General features: G+C 52.8%; 13 protein-coding genes. 7 read left to right on the top strand and 6 right to left on the bottom strand.

The genetic code is table 11. The features are described from left to right. Positions 1–27: 27 nt before the first annotated feature. Positions 28–1,542, bottom strand: a complete 1,515-nt coding sequence (locus AADB16_RS14585; protein ID WP_410804307.1) for a fumarate hydratase — start codon at positions 1,540–1,542, stop codon at positions 28–30. Between the two features lie 187 nt (positions 1,543–1,729). Here AADB16_RS14585 and AADB16_RS14590 point away from each other — a divergent pair, with 187 nt between their 5' ends. Together AADB16_RS14590 and AADB16_RS14595 are read left to right on the top strand one after the other, a co-directional pair. Further along, positions 1,730–2,503, top strand: coding sequence for an enoyl-CoA hydratase (locus tag AADB16_RS14590; RefSeq protein ID WP_410804309.1), 774 nt, complete (start codon positions 1,730–1,732; stop codon positions 2,501–2,503). Positions 2,504–2,874: 371 nt separating this feature from the next. Further along, positions 2,875–5,745 (top strand): MECDP-synthase, encoded by a 2,871-nt coding sequence (locus AADB16_RS14595; RefSeq protein ID WP_410804311.1) that lies wholly within the window; start codon positions 2,875–2,877, stop codon positions 5,743–5,745. A 282-nt stretch (positions 5,746–6,027) separates the two neighbouring features. Here AADB16_RS14595 and AADB16_RS14600 read toward each other — a convergent pair whose 3' ends face one another. Beyond that, positions 6,028–8,694, bottom strand: a complete 2,667-nt coding sequence (locus AADB16_RS14600) for a penicillin acylase family protein (protein WP_410804313.1) — start codon at positions 8,692–8,694, stop codon at positions 6,028–6,030. A 124-nt stretch (positions 8,695–8,818) separates the two neighbouring features. Then, positions 8,819–9,925 carry a CaiB/BaiF CoA transferase family protein gene (locus AADB16_RS14605; RefSeq protein WP_410804315.1) on the bottom strand — a complete coding sequence of 369 codons (1,107 nt, stop codon included), beginning with the start codon at positions 9,923–9,925 and terminating at the stop codon, positions 8,819–8,821. A 175-nt stretch (positions 9,926–10,100) separates the two neighbouring features. On the opposite strand from AADB16_RS14605, the gene AADB16_RS14610 reads away from it, so the two are divergent. Further along, entirely contained in the window at positions 10,101–11,126 is a 1,026-nt protein-coding gene (locus AADB16_RS14610) for an AraC family transcriptional regulator (protein ID WP_309045984.1), read from the top strand. Here the strand turns inward: AADB16_RS14610 and AADB16_RS14615 are convergent. Next, positions 11,123–12,001 carry a hypothetical protein gene (locus AADB16_RS14615; protein ID WP_410804317.1) on the bottom strand — a complete coding sequence of 293 codons (879 nt, stop codon included), beginning with the start codon at positions 11,999–12,001 and terminating at the stop codon, positions 11,123–11,125. The two genes, AADB16_RS14610 and AADB16_RS14615, sit on opposite strands and share 4 nt — an antisense overlap. 5 nt (positions 12,002–12,006) lie before the next feature. Continuing rightward, positions 12,007–13,425, bottom strand: a complete 1,419-nt coding sequence (locus AADB16_RS14620; RefSeq protein WP_410804319.1) for a DNA recombination protein RmuC — start codon at positions 13,423–13,425, stop codon at positions 12,007–12,009. A 284-nt stretch (positions 13,426–13,709) separates the two neighbouring features. Between AADB16_RS14620 and AADB16_RS14625 the strand changes: the two genes are divergently transcribed. The 4 genes from AADB16_RS14625 (at position 13,710) to AADB16_RS14640 (ending at position 17,515) form a co-directional block, all read left to right on the top strand. Then, positions 13,710–14,084, top strand: coding sequence for a hypothetical protein (locus tag AADB16_RS14625; RefSeq protein WP_309045987.1), 375 nt, complete (start codon positions 13,710–13,712; stop codon positions 14,082–14,084). 164 nt (positions 14,085–14,248) lie between these two features. Next, positions 14,249–15,046 (top strand): ATP-dependent zinc protease, encoded by a 798-nt coding sequence (locus AADB16_RS14630; protein WP_410804321.1) that lies wholly within the window; start codon positions 14,249–14,251, stop codon positions 15,044–15,046. A 2-nt stretch (positions 15,047–15,048) separates the two neighbouring features. Beyond that, positions 15,049–16,566 carry an inactive transglutaminase family protein gene (locus AADB16_RS14635; RefSeq protein WP_309045988.1) on the top strand — a complete coding sequence of 506 codons (1,518 nt, stop codon included), beginning with the start codon at positions 15,049–15,051 and terminating at the stop codon, positions 16,564–16,566. A gap of 1 nt (position 16,567) precedes the next feature. Continuing rightward, on the top strand, positions 16,568–17,515 hold the full coding sequence (locus AADB16_RS14640; RefSeq protein ID WP_309045989.1) for an alpha-L-glutamate ligase-like protein: 948 nt from the start codon (positions 16,568–16,570) through the stop codon (positions 17,513–17,515). Between the two features lie 60 nt (positions 17,516–17,575). Here the strand turns inward: AADB16_RS14640 and AADB16_RS14645 are convergent, their stop codons facing one another. Beyond that, complete coding sequence (locus AADB16_RS14645; RefSeq protein WP_410804323.1) at positions 17,576–19,168, bottom strand: BCCT family transporter; 1,593 nt, start codon at positions 19,166–19,168, stop codon at positions 17,576–17,578. Between the last annotated feature and the right edge of the window lie 201 nt (positions 19,169–19,369).

Here is a 19,369-nt window from a genome sequence, read left to right on the forward strand (position 1 = left end):
ACCCTCGACTTTATAGCTCAGCTAACGTCAGATGGCTTTCGCAGCAATAATCTTCTCTTGCCATTCCACCGGGCCAGTCTGATGAACCGACGTACCCTTGGAATCCACCGCCACAGTTACCGGCATGTCTTCCACATCAAACTCATAAATGGCTTCCATACCCAGCTCCGGGAAGGCAACCACTTCTGCGTGTTTGATGGCCTTGGAGACCAGGTAAGCAGAGCCACCCACAGCCATCAGGTACACCGCGCCAAATTCCTTGATGGCATCAATGGCCACCTGACCACGCTCGGCTTTACCAATCATGCCCGTAAGGCCGGTCTTCTCCAGCATGGTGTGAGTAAACTTATCCATACGAGTAGCCGTAGTGGGGCCAGCAGGACCAACCACTTCTTCACGCACAGGATCAACCGGGCCCACGTAATAAATGAAGCGGCCTTTCAGATCTACCGGCAGCTCTTCGCCAGCGTTGATCATATCCACCATCTTCTTGTGAGCAGCGTCGCGGCCGGTCAGCATCTTGCCAGACAACAAAACGGTTTCACCCGGCTGCCACTCTTTTACATCTTCCGGCGTGATCGTATTCAGGTTCACGCGGCGCACACCCTCACCCACTTCCCAGGTGATTTCCGGCCAGTCTTCCAGGCTCGGAGGTGTTTGCAAAGAGGGGCCGGTGCCATCCAGAGTGAAGTGCGCGTGGCGAGTAGCCGCGCAGTTCGGAATAATCGCCACTGGCTTGTTTGCTGCGTGAGTCGGGTAATCTTTTACCTTCACGTCCAGCACAGTTGTCAGGCCACCCAGGCCTTGAGCGCCAATGCCAAGATCGTTCACCTTGTCGAACAGTTCGAGGCGCAGTTCTTCAGCGCGATTGGATGCACCACGTGCCTGCAGATCGTGGATATCGATGGGGTCCAGCAGGGATTCCTTCGCCAACTGCATGGCCTTCTCAGCCGTACCACCAATACCTATGCCCAGCATTCCAGGCGGACACCAGCCAGCACCCATCTGGGGCACCATTTTCAGAACCCAATCCACTACGGAATCGGATGGGTTCAGCATGGCGAACTTGGATTTGGCTTCAGAGCCGCCGCCTTTAGCTGCTACATGCACTTCAACCGTATCACCCGGAACCATTTTGTAGTGAATGATTGCAGGCGTGTTGTCGCCAGTGTTCTGACGCTTGCCATCCGGATCTGCAAGGATCGATGCGCGCAGCACGTTGTCCGGGTTGGCATAGGCACGGCGCACGCCTTCGTTGATCACGTCGTCCAATGCCATCTCGCAGTCCCACTGAACATTCATGCCGATGTTAACGAACACGGTCACAATGCCGGTGTCCTGGCACAGCGGGCGATGCCCCTGAGCACACATACGGGAGTTGATCAGGATTTGCGCCATGGCATCCTTGGCTGCCTGGGACTCTTCCCGCTGATAGGCCTCATGTACCGCGTCAATAAAATCTTTCGGGTGATAGTAAGAAATGAACTGCAGCGCGTCCGCTACGCTTTCAATCAGGTCATCCTGGCGGATTACGGTGGTCATAGGCGCCTCATCAGGTTGGTATCGTTATGATCGGATCGTCAAAAAACAGGTGGCACAGTTTATCAGAAATTCGCGGGCGGGAGGGATTGGGCAAAAGGCAAAGCTTTTATCTTAACAATCGCCTATAAAAAGGTATCATCCTACTCAAATGACAAAAAGCACATCAGGAAGCACCCCAGGAGACACAGTGACAGACTTCGTTCAATCCCAAATCAATAATCAGATTTTGACCGTTCGCATTAACCGCCCGGAACGCAAAAACGCACTCACCCACGCCATGTACACGGCACTGGGCGATGCGCTTGAGCAAGCCGAATCCGATGACGGCATTCGCTGCGTGCTATTTACCGGTAGTGAAGACTGCTTTACCGCAGGCAACGATCTCAGTGATTTTGCCAGCGGATTGCAAGGCAGCTTCAGAGAAACCCCCGTAGGTCGCTTTCTAATGTTACTGGCTAAAGCCACAAAGCCAGTCGTAGCAGCTGTAAATGGCCCAGCCGTAGGCATTGGCACTACCATGCTTTTGCATTGTGATTTCGTATTCGCAGGCACTAACGCGCGTTTTCAGATGCCGTTTGCCAACCTGGGCCTGTGCCCCGAGGGTGGCTCAAGCCTTCTACTACCTTCCTGGGTCGGCCGGGTACGCTCAGCCGAGCTATTAATGCTGGGCGGGGCCTTCACTGCGGAAGATGCTTACCGGCTGGGGCTGATTAATAGAGTGTGTGATCCCTCCGACACCGAGAAAGCCGCCATGGAAACTTGTGAAAAACTCGTCAACCAGGCACCAGCCGCCATTCGGGCAACGAAAATGCTTCTCAATAAGCCCATCCAGCAGGAACTCGAGGCAACGATGCTGGCGGAAGGCGAACTGTTTTCAGCGCGCCTGAAATCGCCAGAAGCGGCAGAAGCCTTTGGGGCCTTCATGCAAAAACGCAAACCGGATTTCTCACGCTTTAAATAATCCCCTCGCCCGCCAACTCTCTTGCCTTGGCGGGCAATTGATACATTTTGTAAAAACCCCCGCATATCTTTAACTTGGACTCGACAAACGTCGCCCGGCCATCTATTTTTCATAAAGGCCAAGTTTCCTTCCAAGGAGAGTTCAAAGAGGTTGTGCGAGGAGGATTCAAACAGCAAGAATCACACTTTTGGCTGATCAACACTGGCCATAGTGGCGCTATAGTCATAGATATAGAAATTGGCTTAAAGCGCTGGCTACAATTTCAGACAACCGTTTATGCAGAACAGGCCACTGACATCGGGTTTACCGCTTCAGACCGGCCCCGTTAGTTGCCGAACATAACGATACAACAACAGGAAAAGGTTCCACCCATGTTCAAGAAAACTCTAATAAGTCTTGCCGTGGCGTCTTCCCTTGGGCTAACAGGCTGCCTCAGTAGCGGCGAAGAAGGGGCGAACGCTAATCCGGATTATCTGATTGAAGATACGACGATCGACAAATCGCTCGTTCGCCCAATTTACAATCCGAATCCAATTGCTGCGGAACCTAAATTTCCAATCAACTCGGATCTGATTCTGCTGCTCGGCGCAACCCAGAGCGCCAACTATGATTTCACTGGATTATCTACTGGTAAAACCCCAGCCGATGATGCAGTCAATCGCCTATCAGGATTTTCGACGTCTGGTGCGTTTAGCCTCAAATTTGATGGCTCGCTGAACCCTGCCTCGGTTATGGCTAATGCGACTGTTTTTCTTGTTCCTTTAAACGTGGGGCCGGCTTTAGCTTCGGCACCTCTAGCGCTGCCAAACACAAACCCCAGCAGTATTGTAAAAGCTGATCCATTTGGTCAGGGTCTGACAACGCCGTTGGTGCAGCCAAACTTCAGAGCGGAAGTTGTTAGCCTTGACGGTGGCATCGACAACGCCATTCGCGTTGTTCCACTTGAGCCACTGGAAGAAAGCCAGAAGTACCTTGTCATCGTTTCTGACGATGTCGTCGGTGCGAACGGCAAACCAATTGCTCGTTCAACTGAAGACCTTGCGTTGGCTAATGGCAATCTTGGCAATCCAGCACTGGGTAACGTGAAAGCAATCCTTTCCTCCGCTGACCAGCTAGCTAATGGATTTCTTACCGCCCAGCAAACCGGTTCAAAATCTGCATTTGCTTATACTTTGACTACAAACGCAGATACAGATGTCCTGAGGGCAATGATGGCCCCAGCTGTATTTGGCTCAGGTCTGGGGCAAAAGATAGGCTTCAACGCCCAGCTGAAAGCTGTCCGGGATAATTATCCTGATATGAACTTTTCTCAGCTTACTACTCAGCTTGGCGTGATCGCAGCGAAAGCCGAAGCATTGAAGCTGGGGCAGCTTGATCCTAGTACACTCACTGCCGCGGAACTGAATTCCATTACCAGACTCGGTGAAATTGGGCCACTAATTACCGAAGCAAAGATCGAAGCAGCAATAGGAGCTGAGGTTGGGAAAACTCTCCATATCCCGGTTCCGCGCCCTTCGTTTTTCTACCCGGCAACATCAGCGGCAACCTTGGCCACCATAGCTGGCCTGGATGCAAGCAGCCCTATCAAAGCTGCTGCGAATCAAGTACAGGTGTCTCAAGGCGCAATTACCCTCCCATACTACCAATCTCTGCCCGGCAGCACCGGCGCAGGAATTGTCACGGGCAGCTGGACTGGCAGTACAGCTCTTGAAGCAGGATTGAATGAGAGCCTGGATCCAGGTGAAACGATTTTCTCTTTCTTGCGCGATATTGACGGCAAACTGAACGTGAACGGCTACTTCCAGTTCCCGCAGCAAAATGCCACTACAACAGTCCCTGTGGTTATTTTCCACCCCGTACTGGATGGGACAGCTGCGCAGCCGATCACCTGCGTTAACGCCGCGGCAGGTAAACCCAATGGCGTAACCATCTTCCAGCATGGCATTACTGTTGACCGCAGCGTTTCAATGCTTCCTGCAATCCTTCTAGCGCAAGGCGCCTGCCAGACTGTTGTTGCTATTGATCAGCCGCTACATGGCTTGGCCGGAGCAACGAATGGGCGCGTACCAGGGCTAACTGCTCTGGACGAAGCTACCCTAATCGGCACCGTGAATCAGGTTCTCCAAGCACCTGGCGTTGCTGGCTCACCGCTTGAAGCTCAGCTGAATGCACTGATCGGCGCCGACTACATTGGCGAACGCCATTTCGGCTACACCAATAATGGCCAACTAGTACCAGTTGCAGCAGATGCTACTGACATCTCATCAGGCAGCTTGTTTATCAATCCAGGCAACATGATGAACAGCCGTGACAATCTACGCCAAGGTGTTGTGGACCTGCTGAACGTTGCTGCATCTGTACAGACCTTTGATATCGATGGTGACTTCACTACGCAAGGCGATTTGGCTGGTGTGCCCGTAAACTTCGTTGGCCACTCGCTCGGTGGCATCTCGGGAACGGCGTTTGCAGCTCTTGCGAACGACGGAACCTTGAATGCAACACTCAACGGGATCTACCAAATGGCCGGTGCACCTCTAAGCGGCTTCACATTCCCAACCCTTAGCTCGGTTGTACTCCATGACACTGGAGGCCAAGTCACTCGCCTGATCGAGAACTCTCCGGGATTGTCCGGTTCGCTTTTGGGTGGATTGGCTAACGCTGGTGTAACTCAGGGCAGCTCCAACTTCGAGAGCTTCTTCTATGTATTCCAGTCAATTGTGGACGCATCGGATCCAGTTAGCTTTGCTAAAGATCTGGGAACATCTACACCCAACATCCTGATAACTGAAGTCGTAGGTGATACAACGGTACCGAACCAAGCCAACGTAGACCCATTCGGTAAAGCTCTGTCGGCGCCCTTGGCTGGCACTGAACCGCTTATGGCACTGGTTGACCTGGGCGCTGGTGGAACATCGCTAGCCGATGGCACTGACGGCCTAGGCATCATTGACTTAAGCACGCCAACTGGCTCTGCGATGCCAGCTGCAAGCTTCTTCGATGGCAGCGATCCGTGTTCCGGAGCAAACCACGGTACATTTGTAGGCCCAGTTGCACCTAACGCAAACTGCCCTGGTGGAGCAGCTGATACTAGCGTTGCATTCAGTGCGATGGTTACACAGACAGCTCAGGCTCTCAGCGCACAACCAATACCTGGCCAATCAGTTCCCGCTGTTGGCGCATCACTTGGCACGAGCTTGACACTCGACAACGCATTGGACCAGAACGCGGGTGGCGGACTGTAAATTAACTAGCCCAAGCCCTGACTTAATCGGGGCATCAGAGCACCAATGAACCCCGGCCTCCCGGGGTTCATAGCTTTTGGCGTCAAAGAAAAGAAGCATGCAATGACGAAAGCTGTCCTCTGTTGTCGCTACCTAATTACAGGTGAGAACGGCTAAAAGTATCGGCAGTCTATGGAAGGGATTAAGAAGCAAGAGCATGGCTCAGCAGTGTTGCATTTGCCGACCCCCTCCTTGGAGCCGGACTATTTCATTGATTTCTTTTAGTTAATTGGACCTGTCTATTCACTCGCTACTGATAGTCATCTCACCATTAGCGATTAGACTAGCCGTGATCTCAGCTTCCGTGAACGGCAGCTTCCTGTAGGTCTTATCAGAATACATCTGAGTCTGGTCTTCGAAGTAAGGAGAGTTTGCGTCTGAAGACTGTGAATAGCTGATAAGCCCGTATGCTTCAGGCCCATTATCGGTAAACTCCAGACCAAAGTGCCAACTTGTCCCCCTGGACATCAGCCAGCCATCAACGCCGTTACTACCATCAGAGAGCCCTGCCGTCCGTGGGATGGTAGAGGGTGCAATGCGCGGAATACGTGTATCCTCGGCAACGTCACCAGTGTAGACACCTACAGCGTTGAACGCCCCGTCGACATTGCCATCTCCACCGTGCCAGGCAATTTTATCGGTTTGAAAGCTCGGCGTATTGCCGGACTCAGGCTTTACCCCGCCGGATGCGCGATAATACTGCAAGGTACCCAGCTCGGCTGTTGGCAGAATACCCTGTGACTCAAGAGCCCCTACCCCAGCAGACAGCGCGAGAAGCATGGTATCTGTCGCCGTTCCTGCATTGTTTTGGCTTGGAAGCGCCGGCGTGCCCACAGGATCTGCCGGGCTGAACGGCTTGGTCAAATCCACATCCATATTTCCAAGGTAATTCGCCATGAAAACCCGGAAGATGTGAGCACCCTTGCTATTGAGCTCATACAGACCATCCCAACTACCGAGCGCTTGGCACCAGGCGCTCAAGTCACGGCCATCAACAGGATCAGCGCCAATATCGCTGCAGCGCTGCTGAAGCTCTGGCAAGAGCTGCTCTGCGTACCAGGCCCGATTATTCCAGATGGTACCAAGCAGCTCTTTTGCATTGAACTTACCATCCTGCCCTGCAATCAAATCAGGGGAATAACCTGGATCCATCGGATCCTGAAGCATCTTGATACCCAGGCGGGTGCGAGCGTTAATGGGCGCCTTCTCATCCCCATACAGTGGTGAGTAACCCGTCAAGAACTCATCCGGGTTGGTTGACCAATGACTGCTATTGGAGTTTTGCACCCAGTCAGTACGCACAAGTTTGGGTTTCTGTTCATAGGTCGTCAGGCCACCGCACTGGGTTTCAACCCAATCTTCAATGGATCTGCTTCCATCAAGCAAAGTGACACCCTGATCAAAAAGCCCGGCATATGCAGGCTGCAGTCTTCTCAGATTCACCAACGCAATAGCTTTTTCAGACAGGTTAGGCACAGAACTGCTGTCTATATAGAAGGCATTGCCCTGATCATCCGCGTAGGTTGTATTGACCCATAGCGTCGACCCACAGTTTTTGAACACATCCTTAAACTGTGACAGATTCGTTGCCCGGCTCATTTGCAGCCAGGTATCCAACAGCCCCCCGGTATTGGCATTTGCATCACGGTAGGTGAGCGCTACCCGCTTGCCTGAATTGAGTGCTCCGTTATCACCCCAAGCTGGAAGGCTCGGGTTTATCTTGTCAGCCGCAATCATCGGACCGTACTCGGAGAAGTAGAAGTCCCGTTCCAGAACCATAGGCTCCGGCATTCCCGGCACTTTGACTTCCACCTGGAAGGTCTCAACTGTAATAGGCTTTTCCTTGCCATCTTTGATGTAGGTAAGGTCGTCGCCGTCTTTCAGGGTCAACTCGTACCAGGTAAAGCGTCGGCTGGTGGATACGGTGTGGGACCAAGCAAGGTTTTCATTGAAATTGATTAAAGGAATCGCCGTTCCCAGCAATCCGGCACCGTGCACGTTGATATAACCCGGAACCGTCATTTGCATTTCATACAGTCGGCGGTGACCGGTATAAGGGAAATGCGGGTTTGCCAGAAGCGCACCACGGCCTTGCTCGGTCATCGATTTACCGACGCCCCAGGCATTACTCGCCAAGCCGGTGTCTGTGAAATCCTGTACAGATCTTGCAGAGGCGGTGGCCGCTCGAACAACCTTTTTCTGAAGCTGCTCAACCGCCTCATTACTGACAACAGTGCTTACCGGTGTCGGAGCAGGACTGACATTTGGCGGAACCGCCAAAAACGCCACGCCTGTTGCGAAGGAATTACCACTGGCGTACTGCCCGATTATGCGATAGTGGGCGAGAAGGTCCACCGGAGTAATAGGCTTGACCCATTCTTCACTTTCGCATTCTGCTGGGAAATCAGCAGGGTCGGTCTCGGTAACGTATTGATTGTATCCTTCTGCAAAGCCCTCTATCAAAGCACGGCTTTCTTCGCTAAGCGTTGGCAACTCAGCCTCGGCGCCACTATAGATCCTCTGCGCCTTGTAACTAAAATCAGTCACGATGTTCAAACCGAGACCACCACCAATGTCCGGCCCACCTCCAAAATACTTGGCCCGCTCGCTTCGTGCTTTCACAATCGCTTCGGCAAGTAAACAGACGTTATCTTTCGCCTGCATATATCCATGCCCAAAGGCCGCAGACTTCAGGTTGTCGGCCTTGACATGAGGAACCCCTCCTTCCGTTATTCGAATTGTCGCTTCCAACTTACCATCGGCCGGAAACAGGTTTGTGTCGAGAGGGGGCTCAGAGGGGCCAGATGATGAGCTGTTGCTATCAAAACAGCCTGCAAGCATGGTACTGCCTAACAGCACCAGAGCTGCGCCGCGCGACACGCGCGCGACACGAATATTCCAGGTTTGCATAGTGATACCCTTATAATTGTTAACTACGGGATTCGCCGTTACCGGCGACACTATTAAACCTAGCAGAAGCTACAGAAAGCTGAACTCTAATTCAGGCTATTTAGTAACAAATCGCACTTTGTAATCACTTGCCGCCCAGTGGCTGCCCAATCCGTGTGGTCGCCGCAGGCGTCTTCTCAAACTTAATCGGAAACCCAATCTGCCTCTGCAGTGTGCCATCGCCCCGATCAACCCCAATCACCATATCCCTGGCTTTTAATTGAGGGTGCTCAGCCGCCTCAGCAATACTCAAAACCGGCTCTACACAAGCATCCACATCAGCAAAAATAGCCTGCCACTGGTCCAGCGTTTTCAGCTGTATCTTTTCACTGAGCGCCGCTTTGAATGCTTTCTGGTGCTCCGGGTTCTGGCTCAGGGCAAAGCTCTTCATTTCAGCCAGCTCTAGAATGTCGCACAGTCTTGCGGAGAACTGTGGCTCCAGGCTTCCTACTGAGAGCCACCGGCTGTCCTGGGTTTTGTAGTAGTCATAGAAGGAACCACCGTTGAGCATGGCACCCTCGGGCTTCTGCTCCTGACCGCCAGCCAGGTTAGCGGCACCAGCCATGCCGTTGAGTGCGAAGGCGGCGTCAGTCATGCTGATATCAACAAACTGCCCTTCTCCAGTTTGCTGGCGATGGATTACTGCGGCAAGTATGCCCATCACCGCGTGGTGAGAGCCGCCAGCTACGTCGGCAATCTGGATGCCCATTGGTGGGGGGCCGTCTGCTTCACGGCCGCTATGGCTGCTCACGCCGGCTATGGAGAGGTAGTTTATGTCGTGCCCTGCCCGGTCTTTGTATGGGCCTGTTTGGCCGTAGCCGGTGATGGCACAGTAAATCAGCTTGGGATTGATGGCTTTCAGGGTTTCATAACCAATGCCCAGCCGGTCCATAACGCCGGGGCGGAACTGTTCGATCACTATGTCGTAATCCTTCACCAGTTCCAGAATCTTTTCTTTGCTGCCTTCTTTTTTCAGGTTAAACGCTAGCGATTGCTTGCCCCGATTAAGGAATGCATGGGCTGTGCTCACGCCCGCATCGTGAGGCGGCATCACTCGGGTAAGGTCCACCCTGTCTGGCGCCTCCACTCTCAACACTTCTGCGCCCATGTCTGCCAAAAGCATGGTGGCGTATGGCCCCGGCAGCAGTGTACTGAAGTCCAGAATTCTCATTGAGGTCAAGGGACCTGCCATAGTGTTCTCCTTGTATGCGTTAGGTTGTTCATGCTCTGCCCATGCTGCACGGTTTTGCCATAAGGGCCAACCGCCGGTTACGCCATTACAATTAACCAATTCTTACAACGGCTTCGGTTGCATTGTGGCTTGGGGGTTTTATGATGGGTCTGGTTCTTATGGAATGGCGAAATTAATGTCTGATCTGACTGTTTCACGGCACTTTGTGCAGGCTGCCCTGTCGGGCGCTGAACGCTTGGGGCTTAATACCGGAGACATGCTCCGCGATGCAGGCATATCACCTGATCTTTTGCGAATTGAGATGGCCAGGGTTAATAGCGATCAATTCAGTTCGCTGCTACAGATTGCCTGGTACCGTATGGATGATGAGTTTCTGGGTATGGGGCCGCGGCGAGCCCGGGCCGGCACCTTTGCTACCATGTGTGCGCTGGTTATCGACTGCCCTACCCTTGAGGCAGTTTATCGCCGCGCGTATCAGTTCTCCCGGCTGTTTGATCCCATGGCCACAATGGAGTTGGAAACCAGTGCTCAGAAAGCGCAACTGGTGTCCCGCATTGAAGGCGAGATTCACGACCCCGACTATTTTCTGCGTGAGAGCATTCTGGTTATCTGGCACCGCTTGGGCAGCTGGCTGGTAGGCCAACCGGTAGAGCTGGAAAAAGCCGAGTTTAACTATCCCCGGCCCGCTCATGGCGATGAATACCGCCATATCTTCCATTGTCCCCTGGAATTTGATTCTGACCGCACAGCGCTGACGTTTGATAAACGCTTTCTGTCGGCACCGGTGATAAGAGACAAGCCGGAGATACTGCAATTCCTGAAAACCTCACCCGCAGACCTTCTGTCCCGTCCGGACGAGAGCAATACTTTCACCGGCAAGATCAGGGCACTCATCGGCAGGGATTTTTCAAAGCCATTGCCAGATTTCGAGTGGATTGCGAGCGAACTGCACACAAGTCCGCAAACACTGCGCCGCAGGCTGAAGCAGGAAAACACGTCGTTTCAGGAGATAAAAGATTTATTGCGCAGGGATATGGCTATTTACTATTTGAGCCGACAGGAACTGTCGATTAACGATATTGCTGAAAAAGTCGGGTTCACTGAGCCCTCAACGTTTCACCGGGCTTTCAAGAAATGGACAGGGGTTACCCCGGGCGCCTATCGTGAAGGCGAGCGGGGCAACCTCAAAACCCATAACTAGGAGCCGGAAGGGGCCTGCAGGTTGCGAATCAGCCGCCCCAGAGTCTGGGCAACCTCTTCTGCCTGGCTGCGGTTCGGCGAAAGCTGGAACAAGCGAGAACCGTCTCGTGGATCATACACCCAGCAGGTCGCCAGGGCTGTGTCACACCGCCACTCGACCTGAGGGTTTACCCCATACACCGGAATCTGGCCGGCTACCCGCGTAGCGCCACCCGAGCTATTGCGCTTAATTTCCTGATAGGCGACTGCATCTCCACTGATGCTCACGCGGTATTCAATATCCGCTGGCCGATCAAGCCGCACAATTGCCTGATCCTGCCGCCATCCGGCAACTCCCAAAAGGCTGTTGAGGTGCAACACCAAAGCTTCGCGGTCCGTATCGGCCAGATACAGTTTGCGCAGAGATTCAAGTCGCTTATCCCCAGCCGGCTCAATCACTGCAATTTTAGCCTCGCCTTCAATTTGAGGGGTCAGCGCTTTTTCTTTTCGTGCCCGTTCAATATCAGTGATCAGTTTCAGAGCGCTTTGGTAATGACTGCCGTCAGCTCCGGCTTTGGTTACGTAACCTTCCAGTGCCGCCTGCGCCTCATTGAAATGCGAAGACTGAAGCATCACCCTGCCACGGTAGTAAAAATAATCAGCGGGCTTCTCTGCATCCAGCAGCTGTAAGCGATTTAGATACTCACTCGCCTCAGCCCAGTTTTCAGCGGTCACTGCTTCTTCAGTGGCCAGCATCAGGCGACGGGTTTCGTGCTCCGGTGCCAGTGCCGCAGCCTGCCCTGCCAGCAAGGCCGAGGCGAGAATCGCCACCTTGGCCAGCTGCCGACCTTTAAATGCGAAGGCCAGTAGACCGCTATTCCCAAAACATACTGCCATGGTACTTACTCCTGATCGTTATCTGCACCAACTGCCTGATTTTCCGAACCCGGCTCTTCGCGGGGCGCTTCCTGCTCAAAATCCACCTCAGCCTGATCCATGATGACCTTCGGCAGTTCTTTTTTCACCCGCACACCCAGCTCCACAAACCGGTTGGCTTGGGAAACGAGGTTCCCCCGGCCTCTGGTGAGCGTGTTCATGGCCGAATCGTAGGTAACCTGAGCAGTATGCAGTTGCCCGCCAAGGCGCTCCATGGCTTCTACGAATACTCTGAGTTTGTCATAAACCGCGCCTGCGCGCTCTGCTATCAAGCGCGCATTCTGGCTCTGTCGCTCATAACGCCAGATATTTTCAACTGTGCGCAGGGTAGCCAACAGCGTTGTCGGAGTTACTACAATAATCTTTCGCTCGAAGGCTTCTGAGAAAAGGTTCTCGTCCTGCTGAAAAGCTGCCACAAAAGCCGGTTCTATGGGCATAAAAAGAAAAACAAAGTCCGGCGAGTGCAGGCCGCCTAGTTGGCTATAGTCTTTTTCACTCAGAGTGCGAATATGGGTCCGCACGGCAGCCACGTGCTCCTTAAGCGCCTCTTCTCGCGCACTGTCATCTTCTTCCGTGGCCCATGTTTGATAGGCCACCAGTGACACTTTGGAATCAATCACCAGATTACGGCTGTCCGGAAGGTGCACCACCACATCTGGCCGGAGCAACTGGTTTTCCGCATCCCGGTAACTGCCTTGGGTGTCGTACTCAATACCTTTACGAAGCCCGGATTTTTCCAGAACCCGCTCCAGAATCAACTCGCCCCAGTTGCCCTGGATCTTCTTATCCCCCTTAAGCGCCCGAGTAAGGTTGGCGGCTTCCTCGGTAATCTGCCTGTTAAGATCCTGAAGCGATTTAATTTCGCTGCGAAGCGCTTGTCGATCCCGGGTTTCGGTGGTGTAGACATCTTCCACCCGCTTCCGGAAGTCCTGCAACTGATCCCGAAAAGGGTTTAGCAGGGAGTCCATGCTGGTGCGGGTTTGCTGGGTGAAACGCTCACTTTTTTGTTCAAAAATCCGATTGGCAAGATTTTCAAACTCCTGCTTCAGTGCGTCCCGGTTGCGCTCCAGCAACGCAAGCTTCTCTGTCGCTGATCGCCGCTCCTCTTTCAGCACAACCTGTTGCTCACGCAGTAACGCACGGGCCTCACCCAACTCACTGCCGAGGGAGTCAATTTTCACTTGCTGGCTTTGGCGCTCCTCCAAAAGCTCTTCAATCCTTCGACTGTGCGCTGACACGTCAGATTGCAGGCCTGCTGCCCTGCTTTCCGCTCTTGCCCTCGCCATAAGCCCGACAATAACAACCAGAGTTGCGAACAGCAGAGTAACCAATGCAACCAACATCTCTGGCCGGGACACTACAAATTCACTGACGGCCTCGAGCACAGGTAAAGCTCCTCTGGTGGATTCAATAATTGTTCGGATTAACGTGAGCTTACCCACGCATTACATTCTATAGGAACGCAATGACCTTTTCGCCGATGGTTTTTGCCGTGAGGCACATGCACGGCCTGCATCACGACTGTTTGGCAATTTGGTAATGCACTCGAATCCGGCTATGGACGCGCACCGTAATATCCACTAAAAGAGTATATATCGCTCAAAACTGGTGGATTACACTTTTTTAACCGCCTCTTGGATCGATGCCGAACCAAACTGGACCATCTATCATGCTCAAAGAACTCTGGCGAAAGCTGGGCGCTGATTTTCGACAGACCGAGTGCTCTTACACTGAGTGCGGAGAAAACGATCCTGACTTTTATGGTTCGGGCGATTTCAGATTGTTGCCTCACATTACCCACACCGGCGAGTTCCACCTTGAACGTCTTACTCTCCTGCTCAAGAGCCGGTATGGCAAAAGCCTTGAAACGTCTGATGCCGGGTCTGACGATGCCATTCGCGATTTAATTGTTTTCGCTTCACGGATTCAGGATCAGGATATTCAAAAAGAATTGCTTCTTTTTTACCTCAACTGCTCACCGGTGATTCAGGAATATTTGCGTTCCGATGAGGTTCTGGGTACCAGCCACTTTCTATTCCGCTAAACAGTCAATAGAGCGGATAGAGAACTCGCCTTAACCAACTGTAAAGCAAATACACACGTCAGTTGCTGTATACTCCTGCCCCGGATATTCTCCGTTATTCTTTTTTATGACTGTCACATCTAGCGTATTCCAAGTGTGATCAGCAACCGGCTCAGGGGTTTTTAATGCGTTCTAAACAATTGCGAGCTGGTCTATCGACGTTATCCGTTGTGGTTCTGGCAGGCACAGTTCTGCTGACGGGTTGCTCGGCAGACAGGTATTTCATGGTGCCAAAATCCGATCTTGGCGATCTCAACACCTCCGTTCAGACCCAGCGCGCGACACTGGTGACCATGGAAAACAACGCAACAATTCGCCACGACAAGATTCTGGAACAGAACGAAGTCGCAACACAGAAAGTGCTTGAAGCCATTGCGACGCAAGTTGCCAAACCCTCTTGTCCACCCATCCCGGCTCAGAAGGCCTGCCCAGCTACCGATAGATCCAAAGGCAGGGCTGATCGGCTCAAAGGAAAAGTGATCGTTGGCGAAGTTGAGAACTTCTTTCTGGCCGGGCCCGGGCTGATCTACAAAGCGCGCATCGATAGCGGCGCTGAAACATCTTCCATCGATGCACGCAACATTACCCGCTTTGAGCGGGACGGCAGCAATTGGGTCCGCTTTGATGTTCCGGTTCCCGGCGCGAAAGAATTCGTTACCCTGGAAAAAGAAATTTCCCGGCGCGTAAAAGTAATTCAGGCCAGTGCAGATGGCGCGGAAAGGCGCGTAGTGGTCGAGCTTCAGTTCTCCATAGGCGACCATCAACAGGTAGCAGAATTTACGCTATCAGATCGGAGCAACCTTACCTACCAGGCACTCATTGGCCGGAATGTTCTCCGGGATGTCATGCTGATTGATGTCGGCAAGGAGTACGTAACCGAGCTGCCTGAGTCCATCCGCACAGACAATGACAACGGGAAATAATCGTGAATAGCCCCTCCCGCCTACCATTTTATATTGCTGTCTTCCTGCTTATTACAGCAGGTATTTCACTTGCCATTTGGCGCCACGCAGAACTCGGGATTCCCTGGCTTACCGGGGAACAGCATCCGGTCTGGATGGTTGAGGCCCGGGTTGACTTTAATGGGTCAAATCAACCAATTGTGGCAAGTTTGAATGTGCCCGAGCACCCCCCCGGATTCCGCATTCTGACTGAGCAAGCGGCATCCCCGGGGTACGGATTTTCAATTATAGATAAAGCTGGCAGCCGGCGCGCTGAGTGGACAAAGCGCGAAGTGGCAGGCCCTCAGACCTTGTACTTCAAAGCACAGTTCATACCCGACCCGGGCGCAGAGCAAACTCCGCCTGCCCAGCCACCAAAAACCCGTAGATTGTTCTGGGAAGAACCCCAGGCCACCGCTGTGCGGGAAATTCTGGCCCAAGCAGAAGCACGCTCAAGTACACCAGAGAGCATGACGCGAGAGCTGATCCGGCTGATGCAACCAGATACCCGCGTTCAAAACACAACACTTCTCGTGTCGGAAGAAAACTATCTGCAACTGCTGGTTAACATGCTTAACCATTCTGGAATTCCTGCTCGCACGGCTGATGGCCTGAAGCTTGAGGATGCCCGGCGCCGGCAGCAGCTGACGCCTTTCCTACAGATATATAACGGCGAAAAATGGCTTACTTTGAACCCGAAAACTGCCGCCCAGGGTATCCCCGAAGACCTCCTGCTCTGGCGGCAGGGCTCTGAATCCTTGCTCGATGTTGTTGGCGGTGACAATTCCGAAATCAGTTTCTCCATACTGCGGCAAACCATCCCGGCCCTCCAACTTTCAGCCATGCAGTCCGATGGCAATGGCTTGGGCTTTCTGAGTTTCTACGAACTCCCTATTGAAGAGCAGAGCATGTTCCGCATGCTTCTGTTGCTGCCGCTCGGGGCGCTTGTTGTTGCGTTTATGCGTATTGTTATCGGCATTCGCACATCCGGCACGTTCATGCCGGTGTTGATAGCAGTTGCCTTTGTTCAAACCACTCTGGTTCCTGGCCTCGTGGCTTTCCTCTCAGTGGTTGCCATTGGACTGGCAATGCGCGGCTATCTCTCCAGTTTGAACTTGCTTCTGGTATCACGCATATCAGCCCTGATCATCCTTGTTATCTTCATAACTGCCGGCCTCAGTATCTTCGGTTATCAGATGGGCTTTAACACAGGCATGACGGTAACCTTCTTCCCGATGGTCATCATCGCCTGGACTATCGAGCGCATGTCCATTCTCTGGGAAGAGGAAGGCGGCCAGGAGGTTCTGGTTCAAGGCTCTGGCAGTCTGTTTGTTGCTATTTGCGCCTACTTACTGATGAGTGCGCCCTTGGCGGGCCACCTGACATTCAACTTCCCGGAACTGCACTTTTCGATTTTGGGACTGATTCTCTTGATGGGCCAATATACCGGTTACAAACTCAGCGAACTCAGACGCTTTACTCCAATGAAGGTCTACGACTGATATGGACTGGATCTCTCCGCGCGCACTGAACCGTTTGGGCATGCTGAACATGAACCGGCGCAACGTTGACTACATTGCCCGTTATAACGAGCGCTCGTCCTATCCGCTGGTAGACAACAAACTCAAAACGAAGCTGGCGGTTGCCGAGTATGATGTGAAAACGCCAAAGCTGTTGCAAGTTGTAAAGCAGCAACACGAAATCTCTCGCTTCCGGGAAATGGCGGAAGGACTTGCAGGTTTCGCCATCAAGCCTGCAAAGGGGTCTGGCGGCAAAGGCATTACGGTGATCACTGGCCGGGACGGAGATAGCTTTGTAAAGGCATCCGGTGCACGAGTGGGCGCCTCGGTACTTGAGCGGCACCTAACCAACATTCTGGCTGGCCTATACTCACTTGCGGGCACGCCGGATGTAGCGATTGTTGAAGATCTGGTGGAATCTGCCCCATCGCTGGCTCGCTATTCACACCAAGGCGTACCTGACATACGCATAATCGTATTCCAGGGCTACCCGGTGATGGCTATGCTACGCCTTGCAACAACCGACTCGGATGGCAAAGCAAACCTGCACCAAGGTGCAGTGGGTGTAGGATTGGATCTGGGCACAGGAAAAAGCCTGAACGCGGTGCAATTCAACCGTCCCATTACACTGCACCCCGATACTGGCTTACCCCTCGAAAACATCCAAATTGAAGCTTGGGATGAAATGCTGGAGATGGCTTCACGCTGCTTCGAGGCAACAGGGCTGGGCTACATGGGCGTTGACCTTGTAGTGGACGCTCAGCATGGCCCACAGCTTTTAGAACTGAATGCACGGCCAGGCTTGGCTATCCAGATGGCCAACGGCCGCGGCTTGCTACCCAGGCTGCGCGCTGTTGAGCGTCTCAAGCGTCCTCACTTCACACCCGGTGAGCGCGCGAACTACGCTATGAAAAACTTCGCAAGCCTTTGAGCTGAACATAACGAGCATAAAAAAACGGAGCCTTGGCTCCGTTTTTTTATGCGTCACTTCCTATGACATCTCACCTCGTGCAATCAACAACTTGCGCTCATGAGCCAGGCCTTTCAACAAGCCCCAAGTCATGATCAGAAGGATCACGGTGAACGGTAGGCCCGCACTCACTGCAGACGCCTGGATAGCGCTCAGCGCATCCGCGCCGCCACCGAAGATCAGTGCCGCTGCAATGGCACCTTCCATAATCACCCAAAATACGCGCTGCGCGGTAGGTGCGTCGGTTTTACCACCCGCCGTGATGCTGTCGATAACCAGCGAGCCTGAGTCCGATGAGGTGATAAAGAACACCAACACCAGCACAATGCCAACAAACGACAGGATCTCAGTCAGCGGAAGGTTGGCAAACATCTGAAACATCGCCAGGGACACTTCTGTGATGCCATCTTCTGCCAGCGCGCCAATGCCCTGATCAATCTGCTCAAGCGCCGCACCACCAAAGGAGCTCATCCACACTGCGGTAATAACCGTAGGGATGATCAGAACTGCCGTTACAAATTCACGAACCGTGCGGCCTTTCGAAACACGTGCGATAAACATACCTACGAATGGTGACCAGGAAATCCACCATGCCCAATAAAACACAGTCCAGCCACGCATCCAGGCCTCATCGTCACGGCCAAATGGGTTACTGAAAGCTACGACATTACTCACATAACTGGAGCTGGTTGCCCAAAGGTTTTCCAGAATACTCATGGTGGGGCCGGCAAAAATAACGAAGAACAAAAGAATGCCCGCCAGCGCCATGTTGATGTTACTCAGCACTTTTACGCCGCCGTCGAGGCCACGCAGAACCGACAACAACGCGACAGCGGTTACGCCCACAATAATCGCCATTTGAACGTTGATACCGGAGCCCATACCAAACAAGTAGTTAAGGCCGGAAGCGGCTTGCTGTGCACCAAAGCCAAGCGACGTTGCCAAGCCAAATATAGTGGCGACAACCGCCAAGGTATCGATGATATGCCCAGGCCAGCCCCACACCTTGTCTTTTAAAAGAGGGAAAAACGCGGAACGAATGGTCAGCGGCATGTTCTTGTTGTACGCAAAGAAGGCCAGGGAAAGCGCAACAATGGAGTACACGGCCCAAGGGTGAAGACCCCAATGGTACATAGTGCCGCCCATGGCCAGCTTACGCGCTTCTGGCGTGTTTGCTTCCACTCCAAACGGCGTACCAAACCAGTCAGTGTAATAAGCGACTGGCTCGGCCACAGCCCAGAACATCAGGCCAATGCCCATGCCTGCTGCAAACAGCATTGAAAACCAAGAGATGGTAGAAAAATCAGGCTTGGCATCCATACCGCCCAAACGGATCTTACCCACCGGCATAAAGATCAGTGCAATACACACAACTACAAATACGTTGGCGCTTAGCAAAAAGAACCAATCGAAGTTTTCGATGATGCTGTCTTTTGTACCAACCAGCAGCTCATTAGCCGCTGTGGGGAACATGAGTGTCCCCACTACAAACAGCACAACCAATATCGCCGTAATCGGAAATACCGGTGCATGAAGATCCAGCCCGAATGGTCGTACGTTATCCTGGCCGGCTACGTAATCCGTTTGATATTCGTCTTTAACTACGTCGCCCACGTGATGGCGCCTCCTGATTTTTGAATTTAGTATCCGAAATTCGTCATAATCTGGATTCAAATGTTACAGGCGCGCCATATTAATGTTTTGAGCTCAAAACATCAAAGCGCTCTCAATACCCTTTTCAGCATAGACCAAACACGGAGTTTTAAAGAAGAAACTTAAACAACCAACTATAAGTTACCCATTGCATCGATATAC

Origin of the sequence: Marinobacter sp. KMM 10035, assembly GCF_046537445.1 — a bacterium.
GTDB classification, from domain to species: domain Bacteria; phylum Pseudomonadota; class Gammaproteobacteria; order Pseudomonadales; family Oleiphilaceae; genus Marinobacter; species Marinobacter sediminicola.

Bases quoted from the DNA above. Each gene is read 5' to 3' on its own strand.
- AADB16_RS14585 (WP_410804307.1), bottom strand. From the start codon at position 1,542: ATGACCACCGTAATCCGCCAGGATGACCTGATTGAAAGCGTAGCGGAC.
- AADB16_RS14615 (WP_410804317.1), bottom strand. From the start codon at position 12,001: ATGGCAGTATGTTTTGGGAATAGCGGTCTACTGGCCTTCGCATTTAAA.
- AADB16_RS14640 (WP_309045989.1), top strand. From the start codon at position 16,568: ATGGACTGGATCTCTCCGCGCGCACTGAACCGTTTGGGCATGCTGAAC.
- AADB16_RS14600 (WP_410804313.1), bottom strand. From the start codon at position 8,694: ATGCAAACCTGGAATATTCGTGTCGCGCGCGTGTCGCGCGGCGCAGCT.
- AADB16_RS14605 (WP_410804315.1), bottom strand. From the start codon at position 9,925: ATGGCAGGTCCCTTGACCTCAATGAGAATTCTGGACTTCAGTACACTG.
- AADB16_RS14625 (WP_309045987.1), top strand. From the start codon at position 13,710: ATGCTCAAAGAACTCTGGCGAAAGCTGGGCGCTGATTTTCGACAGACC.
- AADB16_RS14630 (WP_410804321.1), top strand. From the start codon at position 14,249: ATGCGTTCTAAACAATTGCGAGCTGGTCTATCGACGTTATCCGTTGTG.
- AADB16_RS14595 (WP_410804311.1), top strand. From the start codon at position 2,875: ATGTTCAAGAAAACTCTAATAAGTCTTGCCGTGGCGTCTTCCCTTGGG.
- AADB16_RS14610 (WP_309045984.1), top strand. From the start codon at position 10,101: ATGTCTGATCTGACTGTTTCACGGCACTTTGTGCAGGCTGCCCTGTCG.